18 protein-coding genes are annotated in these 16,875 nt (G+C 74.2%); 11 read left to right on the forward strand and 7 right to left on the reverse strand.

Annotated elements, in window-relative coordinates; genetic code table 11:
* Window positions 1-70: 70 nt before the first annotated feature.
* The 3 genes from ACF1AK_RS29395 to ACF1AK_RS29405 all read left to right on the forward strand — a co-directional run bounded on the left by ACF1AK_RS29395 (window position 71) and on the right by ACF1AK_RS29405 (window position 3,190).
* Entirely contained in the window at window positions 71-1,708 is a 1,638-nt protein-coding gene (locus ACF1AK_RS29395; RefSeq protein WP_391501860.1) for an ABC-F family ATP-binding cassette domain-containing protein, read from the forward strand.
* Between the two features lie 91 nt (window positions 1,709-1,799).
* A complete protein-coding gene (locus ACF1AK_RS29400) occupies window positions 1,800-2,489 on the forward strand; it encodes a nitroreductase family protein (RefSeq protein ID WP_391501861.1) in 690 nt (229 codons plus the stop codon).
* Between the two features lie 74 nt (window positions 2,490-2,563).
* Window positions 2,564-3,190 carry a GNAT family N-acetyltransferase gene (locus ACF1AK_RS29405; protein WP_391501862.1) on the forward strand — a complete coding sequence of 209 codons (627 nt, stop codon included), beginning with the start codon at window positions 2,564-2,566 and terminating at the stop codon, window positions 3,188-3,190.
* Between the two features lie 89 nt (window positions 3,191-3,279).
* Here the strand turns inward: ACF1AK_RS29405 and ACF1AK_RS29410 are convergent, their stop codons facing one another.
* Together ACF1AK_RS29410 and ACF1AK_RS29415 are read right to left on the reverse strand one after the other, a co-directional pair.
* Window positions 3,280-4,236 (reverse strand): aldo/keto reductase, encoded by a 957-nt coding sequence (locus ACF1AK_RS29410; RefSeq protein ID WP_391501863.1) that lies wholly within the window; start codon window positions 4,234-4,236, stop codon window positions 3,280-3,282.
* An 86-nt stretch (window positions 4,237-4,322) separates the two neighbouring features.
* Window positions 4,323-4,988 (reverse strand): GDSL-type esterase/lipase family protein, encoded by a 666-nt coding sequence (locus tag ACF1AK_RS29415; RefSeq protein ID WP_391501864.1) that lies wholly within the window; start codon window positions 4,986-4,988, stop codon window positions 4,323-4,325.
* A 206-nt stretch (window positions 4,989-5,194) separates the two neighbouring features.
* On the opposite strand from ACF1AK_RS29415, the gene ACF1AK_RS29420 reads away from it, so the two are divergent.
* Window positions 5,195-6,718, forward strand: coding sequence for a carbohydrate binding domain-containing protein (locus ACF1AK_RS29420; protein WP_391501865.1), 1,524 nt, complete (start codon window positions 5,195-5,197; stop codon window positions 6,716-6,718).
* A 100-nt stretch (window positions 6,719-6,818) separates the two neighbouring features.
* On the opposite strand, the gene ACF1AK_RS29425 is transcribed toward ACF1AK_RS29420, so the two are convergent.
* The 3 genes from ACF1AK_RS29425 to ACF1AK_RS29435 form a co-directional block, all read right to left on the reverse strand.
* Complete coding sequence (locus ACF1AK_RS29425; protein ID WP_391501866.1) at window positions 6,819-7,646, reverse strand: hypothetical protein; 828 nt, start codon at window positions 7,644-7,646, stop codon at window positions 6,819-6,821.
* An 87-nt stretch (window positions 7,647-7,733) separates the two neighbouring features.
* Window positions 7,734-8,048 carry a DUF6191 domain-containing protein gene (locus ACF1AK_RS29430; RefSeq protein ID WP_391501867.1) on the reverse strand — a complete coding sequence of 105 codons (315 nt, stop codon included), beginning with the start codon at window positions 8,046-8,048 and terminating at the stop codon, window positions 7,734-7,736.
* Window positions 8,049-8,114: 66 nt separating this feature from the next.
* Window positions 8,115-9,209, reverse strand: a complete 1,095-nt coding sequence (locus ACF1AK_RS29435; RefSeq protein WP_391501868.1) for a restriction endonuclease — start codon at window positions 9,207-9,209, stop codon at window positions 8,115-8,117.
* A gap of 281 nt (window positions 9,210-9,490) precedes the next feature.
* On the opposite strand from ACF1AK_RS29435, the gene ACF1AK_RS29440 reads away from it, so the two are divergent.
* Together ACF1AK_RS29440 and cutA are read left to right on the forward strand one after the other, a co-directional pair.
* Window positions 9,491-10,189, forward strand: a complete 699-nt coding sequence (locus ACF1AK_RS29440) for a hypothetical protein (protein ID WP_391501869.1) — start codon at window positions 9,491-9,493, stop codon at window positions 10,187-10,189.
* Window positions 10,190-10,212: 23 nt separating this feature from the next.
* Window positions 10,213-10,548 (forward strand): divalent-cation tolerance protein CutA, encoded by a 336-nt coding sequence (cutA, locus tag ACF1AK_RS29445; protein WP_391501870.1) that lies wholly within the window; start codon window positions 10,213-10,215, stop codon window positions 10,546-10,548.
* A 60-nt stretch (window positions 10,549-10,608) separates the two neighbouring features.
* On the opposite strand, the gene ACF1AK_RS29450 is transcribed toward cutA, so the two are convergent.
* Window positions 10,609-11,838, reverse strand: a complete 1,230-nt coding sequence (locus ACF1AK_RS29450; RefSeq protein ID WP_391501871.1) for a GNAT family N-acetyltransferase — start codon at window positions 11,836-11,838, stop codon at window positions 10,609-10,611.
* Between the two features lie 167 nt (window positions 11,839-12,005).
* On the opposite strand from ACF1AK_RS29450, the gene ACF1AK_RS29455 reads away from it, so the two are divergent.
* Window positions 12,006-12,401, forward strand: coding sequence for a hypothetical protein (locus tag ACF1AK_RS29455; protein ID WP_391501872.1), 396 nt, complete (start codon window positions 12,006-12,008; stop codon window positions 12,399-12,401).
* A gap of 249 nt (window positions 12,402-12,650) precedes the next feature.
* On the opposite strand, the gene ACF1AK_RS29460 is transcribed toward ACF1AK_RS29455, so the two are convergent.
* Window positions 12,651-12,800, reverse strand: a complete 150-nt coding sequence (locus ACF1AK_RS29460; protein ID WP_391501873.1) for a hypothetical protein — start codon at window positions 12,798-12,800, stop codon at window positions 12,651-12,653.
* A gap of 259 nt (window positions 12,801-13,059) precedes the next feature.
* Here ACF1AK_RS29460 and ACF1AK_RS29465 point away from each other — a divergent pair, with 259 nt between their 5' ends.
* From ACF1AK_RS29465 to ACF1AK_RS29480, 4 genes are all read left to right on the forward strand, one after another.
* On the forward strand, window positions 13,060-14,265 hold the full coding sequence (locus ACF1AK_RS29465) for a cytochrome P450 (protein ID WP_391501874.1): 1,206 nt from the start codon (window positions 13,060-13,062) through the stop codon (window positions 14,263-14,265).
* An 86-nt stretch (window positions 14,266-14,351) separates the two neighbouring features.
* Complete coding sequence (locus tag ACF1AK_RS29470) at window positions 14,352-15,512, forward strand: type III polyketide synthase (RefSeq protein ID WP_391501875.1); 1,161 nt, start codon at window positions 14,352-14,354, stop codon at window positions 15,510-15,512.
* Complete coding sequence (locus ACF1AK_RS29475) at window positions 15,509-16,186, forward strand: NUDIX domain-containing protein (RefSeq protein WP_391501876.1); 678 nt, start codon at window positions 15,509-15,511, stop codon at window positions 16,184-16,186. Before ACF1AK_RS29470 ends, ACF1AK_RS29475 begins: the two co-directional genes overlap by 4 nt.
* Window positions 16,187-16,322: 136 nt before the next feature.
* The gene (locus ACF1AK_RS29480; RefSeq protein ID WP_391501877.1) at window positions 16,323-16,748 is read left to right on the forward strand and encodes an SHOCT domain-containing protein; all 426 of its coding nucleotides are present in this window, start codon (window positions 16,323-16,325) and stop codon (window positions 16,746-16,748) included.
* The last annotated feature ends 127 nt before the right edge of the window (window positions 16,749-16,875 follow it).

Consider the following 16,875-nt stretch of genomic DNA (forward strand, 5'->3'; position numbering starts at 1 on the left):
ACCGCCGGACACCGGGCGGTGCCGCCGCCCCCGGCGGCGTCCGGGCCCGCCCGCCTAGAATCGGGGCATCATGAGCGCCACACTCGTCGTCAAGGACCTCGCCGCCGGCCACGGCGAGCGCACCCTCTTCTCCGGCCTGGACCTGGTCGTCGCCCCCGGCGACGTGATCGGGCTGGTCGGCGTCAACGGAGCCGGGAAGTCCACCCTGCTGCGGCTGCTGGCCGGACTGGACACCCCGGAGGGCGGCTCGGTACGGCTCAGCCCGGCCACCGCCAACATCGGCCACCTCCCGCAGGAGCCGGAGCGCCGCCCGGGGGAGTCGGTCCGCGACTTCCTGGCCCGCCGCACCGGAGTGGCCGCCGCGCAGGCCGCGCTGGACGAGGCCACCCAGGGCCTGGTGGACGGCACCCCCGGCGCCGACGACGCCTACGCGGCCGGCCTGGACCGCTGGCTGGAACTCGGCGGCGCCGACCTGGAGGAGCGGGCCGAGGAGGTGGCCGGCTCGCTGGGCCTGAAGGTCTCCCTCGACCTGCCGATGACGGCCCTGTCCGGCGGCCAGGCGGCCCGGGCCGGCCTCGCCTCGCTGCTGCTCTCGCGCTACGACGTCTTCCTGCTCGACGAGCCCACCAACGACCTCGACCTGGACGGCCTGGAGCGGCTGGAGGCCTTCGTCAAGGGCCTGCGCGCGGGCACCGTGGTGATCAGCCACGACCGCGAGTTCCTGGCCCGCACCGTCACCAAGGTGCTGGAGCTGGACCTGCACCAGCGGCAGGTCAACCTCTACGGCGGCGGCTACGAGGCGTACCTGGAGGAGCGCGCCACCGCCCGGCGGCACGCCCGCGAGGAGTACGAGGAGTACGCCGACACCAAGGCGGGCCTGGAGGCCCGGGCCCGGATGCAGCGCGGCTGGATGGAGCAGGGCGTGCGCAACGCCCGCCGCAAGTCCACCGACAACGACAAGATCGCCAAGGCGATGCGCGCCGAGTCCACCGAGAAGCAGGCCGCCAAGGCCCGCCAGACGCAGCGGATGATCGAGCGGCTGGAGGTGGTCGAGGAGCCGCGCAAGGAGTGGGAGCTGCGGATGGAGATCGCCGCCGCGCCGCGCTCCGGCTCGGTGGTCGCCACCCTGCGCGGGGCCGTCGCCCGCCGCGGGGACTTCACCCTCGGCCCGGTGGACCTGCAGATCGACTGGGCGGACCGGGTGGCCATCACCGGCGCCAACGGCGCGGGCAAGTCCACCCTGCTGGCCGCCCTGCTGGGCCGGCTCGACCTCGACGCCGGCGACGCCGCGCTGGGCTCCGGCGTGGTGGTGGGCGAGGTGGACCAGGCGCGCGGGCTGTTCCTCGGCGGGGAGCCGCTGCTGGAGGCGTTCGCCGCCGCCGTCCCGGAGCTGGCGCCGGACGAGGTGCGCACCCTGCTGGCGAAGTTCGGCCTGAAGGCGGCGCACGTGCTGCGCCCGGCGGCCACCCTCTCCCCCGGCGAGCGGACCAGGGCGGCGCTGGCGCTGCTCCAGGCCCGCGGGGTGAACCTGCTGGTGCTGGACGAGCCCACCAACCACCTGGACCTGGCCGCGATCGAGCAGCTGGAGTCGGCACTGGCGTCGTACACCGGCACGCTGCTGCTGGTCACCCACGACCGGCGGATGCTGGACACCGTCGCGGTGAACCGGCGGATCGAGGTCGGCGGCGGCGCGGTCCGCGAGCTGTAGCCGGGGGACGCAGCCGGGAGCACGGCCGCGGGCCGGGGACGGAGGTCCAGACCTCTTCCCCGGCCCGCCGTCATGTGCTGTGCTGTCGCCCATGGTTGACAGCACAGCGCTCGACAGCGCGGTGGCGGACGCGTCCTACCCGACCGTTCCGCTCACCCCCATGACCGTGCCCGCCCACGAGGCCGAGGCCCGCAGCAGGTCCTTCCACGACGTGATGGCGCAGCGCCGGACCGTCCGCGACTACTCGACCCGCCCGATCCCGGACGGTGTGGTCGAGTGGGCGATCCGCACCGCCAACACCGCGCCGAGCGGCGCCCACGTGCAGCCCTGGCGGTTCGTGGTGATCACCGACCCGGAGCGCAAGCGCCGGCTGCGGGAGGCCGCCGAGGCCGAGGAGCGCGAGTTCTACGCGCACCGGGCCTCCGAGGAGTGGCTGGCCGCGCTGGCGCCGATCGGCACCGACTGGCGCAAGCCGTTCCTGGAGGACGCGCCGGCCGTGATCGTCGTCTTCGAGGTGCACAAGGGCCCCGCCTCGCCGCGCCCGTACTACACCAAGGAGTCGGTGGGCATCGCGGTCGGCCTGCTGCTCGCCACGCTGCACCAGGCGGGCCTGGCCACGCTCACCCACACGCCGAGCCCGATGAAGTTCCTCAACGAGGTGTGCGAACGGCCGCAGGAGGAGCGGGCCGCCTACGTCATCCCGGTGGGTTACCCCGCCGAGGGGGCGCGCGTGCCGGACCTGCGGCGCAAGGAGCTCGACGAGGTACTGGTCCGGCTCTGACGCGCCCCCGGACGGCCCCGGCGCGCGGCGGCGGGCGGTGGTGACAGGTACAGGACGCGGCCATAATCGCTGTCATGAATCACGTCATGCCGCCGCCGTGCGGGGGCGCGCCCGCGCCCGGCACCCCCGGCGTGCCCACCCCCGGCCGGCCGCCCCAACTGCTGCGGTCCGCCGGGGGGATCACCCTGCGGCGGCGCTCCCCGGCCCAGGCGCGCGCGCTCAACGCCGCCGTCCGGGCCAACCTGGACCATCTGCGACCCTGGCTGGAGTGGGCCGCCGAGGCGCCCACTCCGGCCCGGACCGCCGAGCTCACCGCGGCCGGCGTCGCCGCCTGGAACGCCGGCACCGACTTCATCTACCTGGCCGGCCTGGACGCCGAACCGGGCCGGGTGATCGGCTCGTTCGGCCTCCACGGCCGGATCGGCCCGGGCGCGCTGGAGATCGGCTACTGGGTGAGCGCCGAGCACGGCCGCCGGGGCATCGCCACCGCGGCCGCCCGCACGGTCGCCGAAGCGGCGCTCGCGCTGCCCGGGATCCACCGGGTCGAGATCCACTGCGACCCGGCCAACACCGCCAGCGGCGCGGTGGCCCGCCGGACCGGCTTCCGGCTCGACCGGGTGGTCCCGGCGCCGGTGCGGGCACCGGGCGAGACGGGGCGCAAGCAGATCTGGATCCGGGAACGGAACCCGGCCGGCGTCTGAGCGCCCGGGCGCCCGGTCAGGACCCGGGCGCCCGGCCCGGACCACCCGCCCGCCGCCGGTACTGCCCGCCGGTCAGTACCGCCCGCCGGTCAGTACCGCTCGCCGGCCGCCGCCGGCAGCGCGTCCAGCTCGGCGAGGTCCGCCGGCGAGAGCACCAGTTCGGCCGCCGCCGCGTTCTCCTCCAGGTACTTCGGCGTCTTGGTCCCCGGGATCGGCAGCACGTACCGCCCCTGCGCCACCACCCAGGCCAGCGCCACCTGCGCGGGCGTCGCGCCGACCCTCGCCGCGACCGCCCGCACCCGCTCCACCAGCGCCAGGTTGGCCTTCAGCGCCTCCTGCTGGAAGCGCGGCAGCCCGCGGCGGAAGTCGTCCGCGGGCAGCTCGTCGAAGGACGCGATGCCGCCGGTCAGGAAGCCGCGGCCGAGCGGGGAGAACGGCAGGAAGGCGATCCCCTGCTCCTCGGTGTACGGCAGCACCTCGGCGAGCGAGTCCCTGGTCCAGAGCGACAGTTCGTTCTGCACCGAGGCCACCGGGTGGACGGCCTGCGCGCGCTCGATCTCCTCGACGTTCACCTCGGAGAGCCCGATCCGCCGCGCCTTGCCGGCCGCCACCGCCTCGGCGAGCGCGCCCCAGGACTCCTCCACCGGCACCTCCGGGTCGATCCGGTGCAGCTGGTACAGGTCGACGTGGTCGGTGCCGAGGCGGCGCAGGCTGTCGTCGATGGAGCGCCGGATGTGCTCGGGCCGCCCGTTGCGCAGCACCCGCTCCTCGGCGTTGCCCGGCACGAGCCCCACCTTGGTGGCGAGCACCGCGCGCTCCCGGTAGGGGCCGGCCAGCGCCGCGCCGACCACCTCCTCGTTGCTGTACGGCCCGTAGATGTCGGAGGTGTCGATCAGGGTGACGCCGAGGTCCAGCGCCTGCCGGATCACCCGGACCGAGGTGTCGTCGTCACGGTTGTGGACGTCGTAGGCCCAGGTCATCCCCATGCAGCCGAGGCCGATGACCCCGACCTCGGGGCCCTCGCTGCCGAGCGTGGCGTTGCGCATGACGGTACTCCTCACTGGTGTCGGCCCCCTCGGGGCGCCGACCGCGGTCGGATCAACGGGAACCAGCCTCCCCCTTGGAGTGCGCTCTAGGTCAAGGCCGCCCCCGCCGCCGGACGGCGCTCCGTCAGCCACTCCCGGAACCCGCCCCGCAGCACCAGGTCCGCGAGCCGCCGGTACCCGCCCGCGCCCGGGTGCGCGCCGTCCCCGGCCAGGGCCTGCTCCGTCCACTCCCGGTCGGCCGCCAGTTCCCGGGTCACGCCGATGAACGGCACCCCGCGCCCGGCGCAGACCCCGGCGATCCCGTCGGCCAGCGCCAGCAGCCGCTCCAGGTGCGCCGGGCCCGCACCGGCCACCGGCGGCGGTCCCACCACCAGGGGCGCGAGACCGCGCTCGCGCGCCCCGTCCAGCAGCGCCGCCACATGGGCCAGGCACGCGTCCGGCGCCACCCGCACCCGGCCGTCCTCCTCCCCCGCGTCATTGCTGCCCACCGACAGCACCAGCCGGTTGTCCGCCCCCGGCAGCACCCGGACCTCCGTCTCGCCCCAGCAGCGGGCCAGCACGTCGGCCGAGGTGTTCCGCCGCACGCCCAGGTTGAACGCCGTCACGCCGCCCGGCACCGCCGCGAGTTCCGCCCAGCAGTCCGCCATCACCCGGCCCACCCAGCCGCGGTACCCGGGGTCCCCGACCCCCTGGGTGAAGGAGTCGCCCAGGAAGACGATCCGCAGGCTCCGGTCCACCGTGTCATCGCTCATGACGGAACCTTAAGGTCCGCGTAAGCCTTGCTACGACCTGCCTTTGGTGCACCGGAGGCGCTTGACGTGCGCAGGTGGTCTAGTCCAGGTTGATGCTCAGTACCGCGCACTCCCCCACCGGACCACCCCCTCCGCCGCCGCCCGCCCCGCGCCTCCTCCCCCCGCGCGCGGCGGGCGGCGGACCCCCGTCCCCGAGAGGCACCCCCATGCCACGCGCGCCCCACGACACCGCTGCCCGGCACCGCCGCCCGGTCCTGCGCACCAAGGTGCTCGGCCTCGCCACCGCCGTCGTACTGGCCGGTGGCGGCCTCGCCGCCGTCGCCACGACCGCCGGCGCCGCCGACGGCAACCTGCTCGGCAACCCCGGGTTCGAGAGCGGCGCGCTGGGCGCCTGGAGCTGTACCGGCGCGGCCGGCAGCGTGGTGAACTCCGGTGCGCACGGCGGCTCCTACGCGCTGCGCGGCGAGGTCTCCGGCGCGGGCACCGCGCAGTGCGGCCAGAGCGTCGCGGTCAGGCCCAACACCACGTACACGCTGAGCGCCTGGGTCCAGGGCCAGTACGTGTACCTCGGCGCGACCGGCACCGGCGTCACCGACCCGGCCGTCTGGACGCCCGGCGGCGCCGGCTGGCAGCAGCTGACCGCCACCTTCACCACCGGCGCCGCCACCACCAGCGTCGACGTCTACCTGCACGGCTGGTACGGGCAGGGCGCCTACCTCGCCGACGACGTCACCCTCACCGGCCCCGGCGGCACCCCGAGCACGCCCCCGCCCACCACGACACCGCCGACCACCGTGCCGCCCACCACCGTGCCCCCGACCGGCGGCCCGACCACTCCGGCGCCGAACGTCGCCCTGCCGGTGGCCCCGTACATCGACATGGGCGCCTGGCCCACCCCGTCGATGCCCGCGATGGCCAAGTCCGGCAACCTCAAGGCCTTCACCATGGGCTTCGTCACCGCCGTCGGCTGCAAGGCCAGCTGGTTCAACGCCTACGACCCGCGCACCGGTTGGGCGAAGGACCAGATCGACGCGCTGCGCGCGGCCGGCGGCGACGTCAAGCTCTCCTTCGGCGGCGCCAGCGGCACCGAGCTCGCCGCCGCCTGCACCGGCGTCGACTCCCTGTTCGCCGAGTACGACGCCGTCGTCAACGCCTACGACCTGCGCTACGTCGACTTCGACATCGAGGGCGCGGCGATCGCCGACACCGTCGCCAACGAACGCCGCTCGGCCGCCCTCGCCAAGCTGCAGAAGGCCCACCCCGGGCTGAAGATCTCCTTCACCCTGCCGGTCCTCCCCGAGGGCCTGACCAGCGAGGGCGTGGCCATCGTCCGTTCCGCCCGGGACGCGGGCGTGGACGTCGACGTCGTCAACGTCATGGCGATGGACTACTACCGGACCGGCACCGACTACGGCGACGCCGCCGTCCAGGCCGCTCAGTCGCTGTACGGCCAGCTGAAGGCGCTGTACCCGGCCAGGAGCGACGCCCAGCTGTGGGCCGCGGTCGGGGTCACCCCGATGCTCGGCGAGAACGACGACCACCAGATCTACAACCAGGCCGACGCCCAGCAGCTGGTCGCCTTCGCCCGCCAGCACCACCTCGGCACGCTGGCCTTCTGGGACGCCACCCGGGACGCCAACGCCTGCACCGGCGGCGGCCTCTACAAGTGCACCAACATCCCCCAGCAGCCGTACGAGTTCGCGAAGATCTTCGCCCAGTACACCGGCTGAGCGCCCGCTCCGCCGCGACGCCGGCGCCCCTCCCCCGGGGCCGTCGGCGTCGCGGCGTGCCGGGACCGGCGCGTCGGACCGGCGTGTCGGGACCGGCGTGTCAGACCGGCGCGCCGACCTTCTCGACCGGGCCGAAGTCGCGGAAGGTGCCGTGGGTGCGCATCGGGACGCCCCGCAGCTCGGTCTTCCGGTCGTAGCGGACGGTGCGGCCCTGGGCGTCGATCCACTGGTCGAGCTGGAAGGCCGCCACGCCCTTGCTCTTGTAGAGCTTGTACTGCTCGGGCTCCACGGCCTTCATCCGCTCCAGGTCGAGCGTGCCGGAGAGGTGGAAGCACGGCGTGCCGTCGCAGTCCTCCATCCCCTTGCGGGCGGACGGGCCGACGCCCAGCAGCGCCTTGGCGTAGCCGTGGTAGTCCGGGATCCGGTCGCCGAGCGGGGAGGTGCGCCAGCTGCCGCCGTTCCTGATGTAGGTGGTGCCGTCGTCGGTCACGACGACGGTCGGGCCGCCGTCACCGGCGTCGCCGAGCAGGTCGCTGCCGCCCACACTCATGGACTCGGTGAGCCGGCCGGAGCGGACCGGCCCGTTGAGGTTCACCCGGGCCTTGGTGACGGCGCTGAGCGCACCACCCTCGGTCGTGAAGTCCTGGGTGGCCGCGTACGGCGTCTTCTCGGCGAGTGCGAGCGCCTTCTCCGGGTCGATCGCCCCTCCCGCCGTCGTGGCGACGGCGGTCGCGGTCGCGGTGGGCGTGGGCGTCGGCGTGGGGGTCGGGGTCGGGGTCGGTGCCGCCTCGGGCGTACTCGCGGCCGGCGCGGCCGTCGCGGACACCGGCGGGGACGCGGCCGGCGCCGCGTCGTCGTCGCAGCCCACCAGGCCGACGAGACAGGCCGCCGCCGCGGCGACGGCGAGCACGGTGGAGCGACGCATCATCAGGAAACCCCCGGTCGAACGAAGAGACGGTGCGCATCCTGGCACACCGCCCGGTCCGTGGTCGAACCGTTTCCCCGCGCCCGCCGCTCACTCCCGGGGACGGACCACCGCGACTCCCGCGTCCAGATCGACCCCGGCCCCGGGCGGAGCGCCGGCGTGCTCGTCGTCCCGCAGGACGAGCTGCGCCTGCCGCTGCTCGATCCGCACCCGCTGGCCGGCGCTGAACAGCGCGTGCAGCTCCTCGACCGCCGTCACCCCGAGGCCGCCCGCGACCGCCCCCGCCCGCGAGCGCCGACGTCCGGTGCGCAGCGCCGCCCCCACGAACAGCGCGGTCATCAGCGCCGTCACCGACAGGACCACCGTCACCACCACCATGCCCGGACCAACGACCGGACGGCGCACGATCGTTCCGCCCGCCCCCGGGGCAGGAAGCCGGACCCGCCGGCCTCCTGCGCGCCGGGCCGGACCCTACGCCCCCGCGGCCACCGGCTCCTCGTCCGCGACCTCCAGGCCGTAGGCGACGACCGCCTGCCGCAGCCCGCCCGGGTAGCCGGCGAGGGCCGGGGTGAAGTCCCAGTTCCCGGCGTCGTCGCGGTCGAAGCGGCCGAGGCGCATCGCGATGTTGGACTCCGCGCCGTCCGCCAGGTGCACGATCGCGGCGTCCTGGTCGGCGCCCGCCTCCAGGATCAGCGCCGGTCCGGCGAACCCGGCCATGGTGGCCCCGGGGTGGTTCTCGGTGTCGGCGGCGGCGATGACGACCAGCCGGTCCGCCTCGGCGGGCAGCGCCTCGAAGTCGACCATCAGACAGGCGTTGGCGTCCTCGTAGCCGGTCACCAGGCGGACCGAACCGTCGGGCGTGGAGGCGTTGTTGTAGAAGACCAGGTGGTCGTCGGAGAGCGCGCGGTTGCCCTGGCAGACCAGGGCCGCGATGTCGTACTCCTCTTCCCCGCTCCAGTGCAGCAGCAGCCGGGACGGTTCGGCGGCCACCTCGATCCCGGGCTGCCCGGCGCCGGCGTCCGCGACCTCGGCCTCGGCGTAGGCCGGTGCGAAGACCTCGTGGAAGCCGTGGTGCTTCAGCAGACCGACCAGCTCGGCGCCGTTGATCAGCGTGATCGGCTTGCCCGACACGAACTGGTGCGAGCTGGGCCCGAACTTGCTCGTGGTGACCAGCACCGCCTTGGTCGCGGCCCCGTCGTGCTGCAGCGTGCCGAAGAGGTCCCGGACGGCCGACGGCGTCACCGTGTCCCGGTACCGCTTGACCTGCACGATCACGTTCCCGCCCCGGAACGGGTCGGTGTCGATGCCGCGGACGTCCACCCCGCCGTCCTTCGACCGGGCCGTGAGCTCGACCTTCATGCCCATCGACTCCATCAGCCGGGCGATCAGACCCTCGAACTCGATCGGGTCCATCTGCAGCAGCAACTGGAGTTCGCGCACCCGCCGCGCCATCCGGCCGCGGTTCGCGTTGGTGTCGTCACGCAGGTGCCGGAACAGCATGCGCTGGGCGCGGCGCTCGTTGGTGTCGGGGTTGCTGAGGCGGTGGAGCTTGCGGCTCCGGGACATAGGTACTCCCTCGAACGCGCCGGGACGACGGATCGTCAGGCGCGTGTCAGAAAAGGCGACTTCAGGACGGCTTGGGCGTGTCCCCCGCTGGGTAGGTGAGTAGGTTACCGCCGCATATGGGCTTTCGGCATGACGACGAACAACAGTGACCTACTCTTGACCGCGCCACGGCCCGGGGCCCTCGACGACTTCGTCACAACCGCGTCCCGGTGCGCATCGGCCGGCCGCCCCCTTGGAACATTCCCACCGGGTACGGGTGGACTCGACCGAGGGGGTTCGCGATGGACGACCGGATCAAGGACGTGAAGCCGCGGGCCCGGTCCCGGCTCGCCGCGGCGGCGGTCCGCGCGGTGCCACCCGGACTGTTCCTCCTGGCCGGACTCGCCGTCACCGTCCTCGGCTTCAGCCGGTTCGTCGACGCCCACGACACGGCGGTCGCCTACCGCTCCGCCCCGGTGTGCGGTTCGGCCGCGCACACGCCCGGCACGGACTGCGTCCGGCACGAGACCGGCAGGGTGACGGCCAGGGACACCAGGACCGGCGAGGACACCACCTACCTGGTGAAGGTCGCGCGCGAGACGGCTCCCGAGCAGCGCTACGAGGTCGACTGGGACTTCTACTCCGCCACGGAGGTCGGCATGGACGTGGACCTGACGGTCTTCCGGGGTCGGGTGGCCGAGGTCTCTTTCCAGGGGCACCGTGCCACGAACCCGGGCACGCCCTGGCTGTCCGCCCTCACGGTGGCCCTCCTCGCGGGGTCGGGAGCGGCACTCACGATCACGGGCCTGACCTGGTCACGGACGGGCGGGCGTCCGACCGCCTTCGCCGCCGTCATGGGCGGCTTGACGTCGGCCCTCGCGCTGCCCGGCTGTCTCGTCCTGATGACGGCGCAGCGGCCGCTCCCCGCGCTCCTGGCCGTCCCGGCCATCGGCTGGCTGGCGGCGACCGCGCTCGGCGCGGTGATCCTCCGGGACTCCTGACGCACCACGCCTACGCTTTCGGCATGGCGACGAACAGCAGCGACCTCCTGGTGATGACGACGACCCATGACGACGAGACGAGGGCCCGCGCCCTGGCCGCCGCCGTGGTCCGGGCGCGGCTCGCGGCCTGCGCGCAGGTGTACCCGATCCGGTCGGTGTACTGGTGGGAGGGCGAGGTCCAGGACACCGCCGAGTGGCGGGTCGACTTCAAGACCCGCGCCGAACTGGCCGACGCCCTCACCGGCTTCGTGAACGACAACCACGCCTACGACACCCCCGAGCTCATCGCCGTCCCGGTGGTCGCGGGCAGCCCCGGCTATCTGGAGTGGGTGAGGGCGGAGACCGCCGGAGGCCGGTGAGGGCGCCGGCGGTCGGCCCGCCGCCCGGGGTGCGGAGCGGCGGGCCGCCGGCGTCCCCGGTCAGAACCAGTGCAGGTTGAACGGGGGGCGGTCGGTGCGGAAGAGGGCGTCGGCCCGGGCGGCCGCCTCCGGGTGGTGGGCGCGGATGCGGCCGGCGCGGACCAGGGTGCCGGGGGCGGTGCCGCCGAGGTAGACCGAACCGAGGTCGCTCGCGTCCAGCGACAGGTCCGGCTCGCGGTCGGTGGGGACGCACTCGGCCCTGCCGTCGCGGACGGTGAGCAGGTAGCGGCCGTGTTCGCCGAGGAACGGGTCGTCGACGTCGAGGACGAGCTCGCCGTCCGCGAACCAGCCGCGGGCGGTCAGGGCGCGCGGGACGTCCAGCAGCCGCACCCAGAGCCAGTCCGTCTCACCGCTCACCTCGGCCGCCCGGAAGTCCTCCAGCTGCCAGGGCAGCGGGTGTCCGGTGGGGAGGTGCTTGAACACGATGTGGGTCATCAGGTCGTGCTGGAGCACGTAGCGGGCCAGGGCCGTGAACGCGGTGTCGTCGAGGGCCACGGTCTCGTCCACCGTCAGGGTGACCGTCCTGGTCACCGGGTCGACGTCGCCCCGCGCGTAGCTCGCGTACCCGTCCGGCACGCCGTCGGCGTCGCGGTGGACGGCGATGTAGCGCGGTGCCGGGGCGATCGGCGGCTGCCCCGCCCGCAGCGCCCACCAGCGGTGCGGCCGCGACAGCGCGCCGGGCTGGGCCCGCCGGTACCGGTCGTAGACCTCCTCCATGAGGCCGACGCACTCGGCCCGCCGCAGCACCTCGACGGTGCCGCCGTCCGCGCCGCCCGCCCACGGGGCGGCCAGGGCCGAGCGGTGGCGCGGCACCGTCAGCCGCCGGGTGTACGTCGCCGGGCCGTAGCCGAACCGGCGGTAGATCACGGCCTCGGCGGCCAGCAGCACCGAGAGGAACTCCCCGCGCCGGCGCAGCTCCGCGAGCTGGTGCCGCATCATCGCGGTGAGCACGCCCCGGCGCCGGTGCGTGGGCAGCACCCCGACGGCGGTCACCCCGGCGGCGGGGACGACGACGTCCCCGGGCAGGGTGAGTTCCAGGGAGTACGCGCCGGCCGTGCCGATCGGCCGCCCGTCGTCCGCCACCGCCAGCACGCCCCGGTCCAGCTCCAGGGCCGACCACCAGGCTCCTCCCCCGTCCTCGGCCGGCGGCTCCGGGAGGAGCCCGAACGGAACGAGGAGGGTGTCGACGAAGACGTCGCGGTCCTGCTCGGTGGTGGAACGAATCTCCATGGGTACTGCTGCCTCCCCGGTTCGCCGGACACCACGCGCGCGGTGCCCGGCCACAGTGCAACGTCACCCGGCGGGCCGGTCAAGCGATTTTCGAACGACAGGCGGACTACCGAACGTAGGGATATGGTGACGGAGGGGGATGTTCACGCGAGAAGGAGTTGGCGGACATGGCCATTGCACAGTTCACGGGCGACTGCGGCGAAGGGAAGGACAGCCCCAAGCTGGCCAAGTCCTCGTCCGGCCTGCAGAACGGCGACGACGTGGCGCTCAACGGCAACACGGACCTCAGCACCTGCGTGGTGGCGAACGACGACGCCAAGGTCTACGGCATCCGGCTCAGGGGCGGAAGCGGGGTGTTCGACTACGAGCTGGAGGTCGACGGGGAGGGGCCGCACGGCATCGGGACGGGCAGCATGTACATGGCCTTCAAGGACGAGTCGGGCGACGTCTACCACCTCAAGCTCACCAGCAGCAGCCGCAAGGTTCACACGGTCAGCTACAACAGCAGCAGCCCCGCGATCAAGGAATTCAAGTGGAGCGACTACAGCATTGACAACTGGTGATCCGCGCACCTGAGCAGTCGCACCGAAGGGCCCCGGACGGACGCCGCCGGGGCCCGGGCCGTTGCGCCCGGGGTGGTGTCCGCCCGCGACCGGTCCTCCGCGGCGGACACCCGGACCCGCGCCATCACGCGCGCCTGTCCGACGCGGGCGAGGACGAACGGGCCGGCCCGGGTGCCCGTCCGCCACGACGGCGCGGGCGGCGTGAGGGGCGCGGTCCGCGTCGCCGGCCGGAGTCGAGGGCCGCGACGGTCAGGCGGCCCGCCCGCCCGCCATGGCGTCCCGCACCCCGCGCGACATCCGCTCGGTGACCGCCGCGACGAGGGCGCGCGGGCGGCGCGGGGCGGGTTCGGCGCCGATCCGGAGGCGCTGGCGGCCCGGATCGTCGACACGCTGCTGCACGGCGTGGGCCCGCGCACCACGCGCTGACACGCCGGACGCCGCGCCCGGCCGCGCGCTCGCACGGTCGGCCGCACCCCTCCTACGACGGCCTGGGCCGCACCGTCCGCACCCCCGTCGATCTCATGACAATCAGTCATTTCCCTCGATCGAGGGAACTCGCGCCCGTGTCCCCACTTTCCCGGCCCGATGGGGCAGCATCAGCACGTCCGCGCCCGAACAACCTCCGTCCGGGCGGCAGAACCGGCCCTGGGACCAGCCCGTGACTACCTCCGCCCCCGTGTGGGACTGCCCCTTCAACCACACCGACGGCCTGGAGTTCGACCCTCTGCTCAAGCGCCTGCTGACCGAGGAGCCGATCGCCAGGATCCGTCTGCCGCACGGCGAGGGCGAGGCCTGGCTCGCCACCCGCTACGAGGACGTCCGCGTGGTCACCACCGACCGCCGGTTCAGCCGCGCCGCCGGCATCGGCCGCGACCTGCCCCGGATGACGCCCGCCCCGATCGCTCAGGTCGAGTCGATCAACCTGATGGACCCGCCGGCCCACAACCGGCTCCGCCGGCTGGTCGCCCAGGGCTTCACCAACCGCCAGGTGGAGCGGATGCGCGCCCACACCCAGGGCGTCGTCGACGGCTACTTCGACGAGATGGAGGAGCACGGCGCACCCGCCGACCTCGTCCGCTTCCTGTCCGCCCGGCTCCCGCTCACCACCATCTGCGAGCTGCTCGACATCCCGGCCGGGGACCGCGCCGAACTGCGCGGCCACGCCGTCGCGATGATGTCCATGGGCCCGGGCAGCGGCGCGGGCCAGGTCAACGCCAAGGCCGCGTTGCGCGCCTACTTCGCCGACCTCACCGCCGCCCGCCGCCGCTCGCCCGGCGAGGACCTCATCAGCGCGCTCGCCACCGCCCGGGACGGCGCCGAGCTGCTGGACGACGACGAACTCGCCGTGATGGCCATGGTCCTGCTGGTCACCGGCCACGACACCAGCACCTACCAGCTCTCCAACATCACCTACACCCTGCTCACCCACCCCGAGCAGCTCGCCAAGCTGCGCGCCCAGCCGGACCTGCTGCCGCAGGCCCTGGAGGAACTGCTGCGCTTCATCCCGTTCCGCCAGGGCGTGGGCATCGCCCGGGTCGCCACCGAGGACGTCGAGCTCGGCGGCGTGCTGATCAGGGCCGGTGAGCCGGTGCACGTCTCCTACCTGGCCGCCAACCGCGACCCGGCGGTGTACGAGCGCCCCGACGAGCTCGACCTCGACCGCGGCGCGCCCACCCACATGACCTTCGGCTACGGCACCCACCACTGCCTCGGCTCCCACCTGGCCCGGATGGAGCTCCAGGTGGCGATCGGCACCCTACTGAACCGGTTCCCCGGGCTGCGTCTCGCCGTCCCGCCCGCCGAACTGGACTGGCAGACCGGCTCGATCTGGCGCTACCCGCAGACCCTGCCGGTCGCCTGGTGACCACCTCCCGGTGACCACGCCGCGGTGACCGCCACCGTCCCCAGCCGCATCCGCACCCCCAGGCCCGCCCGACCGGAGATCCACCCATGGCCACACTCTGCAGACCCGCCATCGCCGTGCCCGAGCACGTCATCACGCTCGACGAGACCCTCGACCTGGCCCGCACCCTGCACGCCGACCACCCGCAGCTCGGCCTCGCGCTGCGGCTGATCGAGAACACCGGGGTGCGCACCAGACACCTGGTCCAGCCCATCGAGGAGACCCTCCAGCACCCGGGCTTCACCGTCCGCAACGCCGTCTACGAGCGGGAGGCCAAGCGCCGCGTGCCCGAGGTGGTCGAGCGCGCCCTCGACCACGCCGAACTCGGCGCCCGGGACATCGACCTCATCCTCTACGTGTCCTGCACCGGCTTCATGATGCCCTCGCTGACCGCGTGGCTGATCAACGCCATGGGGTTCCGCTCCGACACCCGGCAGCTGCCGATCGCCCAGCTCGGCTGCGCGGCCGGCGGCGCCGCCGTCAACCGGGCGCACGACTTCTGCCGCGCCTACCCGGGCGCCAACGTGCTGATCGTCGCCTGCGAGTTCTGCTCGCTCTGCTACCAGCCCACCGACATCGGCGTCGGCTCGCTGCTCTCCAACGGCCTGTTCGGCGACGCGATCGCCGCCGTCGTGCTGCGCGGCCGCGGCGGCACCGGGGTCCACCTGGAGCGCAACGGCTCGCACCTCGTGCCGGACACCGAGAACTGGATCTCCTACGGGGTCAAGGACACCGGCTTCCACTTCCAGCTCGACAAGCGCGTCCCGGGCACCATGGAGATGCTCGCCCCGGCGCTGCGCGCGCTGGCCGTCGAGCACGCCTGGAACGTCTCCGGCCTCGGCTTCTACATCGTGCACGCGGGCGGTCCGCGGATCCTCGACGACCTCTGCCACTTCCTCAACCTGGAGCCGGTCGCGTTCCGGTTCTCCCGGGCCACGCTCACCGAGCGCGGCAACATCGCCAGCGCCGTGGTCTTCGACGCGCTGGCCCGGATGTTCGAGGAGGGCGGCGTCGAGGACGGCACCCAGGGGCTGATCGCGGGCTTCGGCCCGGGCATCACCGCCGAGATCTCGCTGGGCAGTTGGGTCGGCAGGCCGCTGGAGGCGGTGGTCCCGCGCCACTCGCGCGCGCTCGACTCCGCGGAGCTGACGCTCACTCACCCGGCCGGGCCCCTGCGGCGTCCGGCCGGGACTACGATCACCGAATGACCCATACCACGGATGCCACCGGTACCAGCGAGACCGACGGGACCACCGGCGCCCTCACCGGCACCGCGACACCGGACGACGCCGGAGCCCCGCCGATCCCCAGACAGCCCCGCCCCGCCGGGGCCGGGCGGGCCGCCGAGCTGGCCGCCCGCTTCCCCGCCCTGCACGCCCCGCAGTACTGGGCCTGGGGCCGCTACGACGCGCAGTTCTCCACCGTCCTGCCGCCGGACGAGCTGGTCACCAACATCCACCTGGTGGGCTTCACCGACGGCGGCCGGGTGGTGCTCTGCCGCGACGACCGCGACCACTGGTTCCTGCCCGGCGGGACCCGCGAGCACGGCGAGTCGGTGGACTCCTGCCTGGTCCGCGAGCTGCGCGAGGAGGCCGGCGCCCGACTGCTCGGCGAGCCGGTCTGGCTGGGCGCCCACCGCTGCGTGACCGACGACCCGGTGCCCTACCGGCCGTGGCAGCCGCACCCCGAGAAGGCCTGGCTCTGGGGCTGGGCCGAGATCGCGGTCGACTCCGTCCCGACCAACCCGGACGACGGCGAGCAGGTGGTCGAGGTCCGCGCCGCGGACCCGGCCGAGGCGCAACGGCTGCTGCTGAGCGGCCACGACGCGTGGTGGGGCGAGCTGATCGCCCTGGCGGTGGAGCTCCGGTCGCGGCCGCACTGAGCCCCGGCCGCCCCCGCTCCCGGGAAGCAGCGGAAGACCACCGGAATGGCGCAGCAGCGGGCCCCGGTGTCCGGGGTCCGGTGCTTGACTCGAAGGGACTCGGGTCCGTCTCGGGCCCGCACCGACGGGAGCCGTCATGGACAACTACCCGCTGCTCAACATCTTCTGGACGATGCTGGAGCTGTTCCTCTGGATCCTCTGGTTCTTCCTGCTCTTCAAGATCATCACGGACATCTTCCGCAGCCAGGACCTGGGCGGCTGGGCCAAGGCCGGCTGGCTGATCCTGGTGATCCTGCTGCCGCTGATCGGCGTGCTGGTGTACGTGATCGCACGGGGCAGGAGCATGGGCGAACGCGACATCGCCCAGGCCCAGAAGGCCGACGCCGCGTTCAAGGCGTACATCCGCGACGCGGCGGGCGCCGCGCCCGGGGAGGAGGCGGCCGGGGAGGGGGCGCCGGGCCGGAGCCATGTCGACGACCTGGCCAAACTGGCCGAGCTCAAGGCCTCCGGGGCCATCTCCGAGGAGGAGTACCAGAAGGCCAAGGACCGGCTGCTGGTGTGAGGCGGGCGGGGGGGGGGGGGGGCGGGGGGGGGGCGCCCCCCCCCCCCCCGGGCGACCCCCCCCCCCCCCGCCGGGGGGCGGGGCGGCGGGGGGCCCCCCCCCCCCCCCCCCCCCCCCGCGCCCCCCC

The organism is Kitasatospora sp. NPDC015120 (genome assembly GCF_043080305.1).
Lineage (GTDB): Bacteria > Actinomycetota > Actinomycetes > Streptomycetales > Streptomycetaceae > Kitasatospora.

Bases quoted from the DNA above. Each gene is read 5' to 3' on its own strand.
- ACF1AK_RS29395 (WP_391501860.1), top strand. From the start codon at position 71: ATGAGCGCCACACTCGTCGTCAAGGACCTCGCCGCCGGCCACGGCGAG.
- ACF1AK_RS29400 (WP_391501861.1), top strand. From the start codon at position 1,800: ATGGTTGACAGCACAGCGCTCGACAGCGCGGTGGCGGACGCGTCCTAC.
- ACF1AK_RS29405 (WP_391501862.1), top strand. From the start codon at position 2,564: ATGAATCACGTCATGCCGCCGCCGTGCGGGGGCGCGCCCGCGCCCGGC.
- ACF1AK_RS29410 (WP_391501863.1), bottom strand. From the start codon at position 4,236: ATGCGCAACGCCACGCTCGGCAGCGAGGGCCCCGAGGTCGGGGTCATC.
- ACF1AK_RS29415 (WP_391501864.1), bottom strand. From the start codon at position 4,988: ATGAGCGATGACACGGTGGACCGGAGCCTGCGGATCGTCTTCCTGGGC.
- ACF1AK_RS29420 (WP_391501865.1), top strand. From the start codon at position 5,195: ATGCCACGCGCGCCCCACGACACCGCTGCCCGGCACCGCCGCCCGGTC.
- ACF1AK_RS29425 (WP_391501866.1), bottom strand. From the start codon at position 7,646: ATGATGCGTCGCTCCACCGTGCTCGCCGTCGCCGCGGCGGCGGCCTGT.
- ACF1AK_RS29435 (WP_391501868.1), bottom strand. From the start codon at position 9,209: ATGTCCCGGAGCCGCAAGCTCCACCGCCTCAGCAACCCCGACACCAAC.
- ACF1AK_RS29440 (WP_391501869.1), top strand. From the start codon at position 9,491: ATGGACGACCGGATCAAGGACGTGAAGCCGCGGGCCCGGTCCCGGCTC.
- cutA (WP_391501870.1), top strand. From the start codon at position 10,213: ATGGCGACGAACAGCAGCGACCTCCTGGTGATGACGACGACCCATGAC.
- ACF1AK_RS29450 (WP_391501871.1), bottom strand. From the start codon at position 11,838: ATGGAGATTCGTTCCACCACCGAGCAGGACCGCGACGTCTTCGTCGAC.
- ACF1AK_RS29455 (WP_391501872.1), top strand. From the start codon at position 12,006: ATGGCCATTGCACAGTTCACGGGCGACTGCGGCGAAGGGAAGGACAGC.
- ACF1AK_RS29470 (WP_391501875.1), top strand. From the start codon at position 14,352: ATGGCCACACTCTGCAGACCCGCCATCGCCGTGCCCGAGCACGTCATC.
- ACF1AK_RS29475 (WP_391501876.1), top strand. From the start codon at position 15,509: ATGACCCATACCACGGATGCCACCGGTACCAGCGAGACCGACGGGACC.
- ACF1AK_RS29480 (WP_391501877.1), top strand. From the start codon at position 16,323: ATGGACAACTACCCGCTGCTCAACATCTTCTGGACGATGCTGGAGCTG.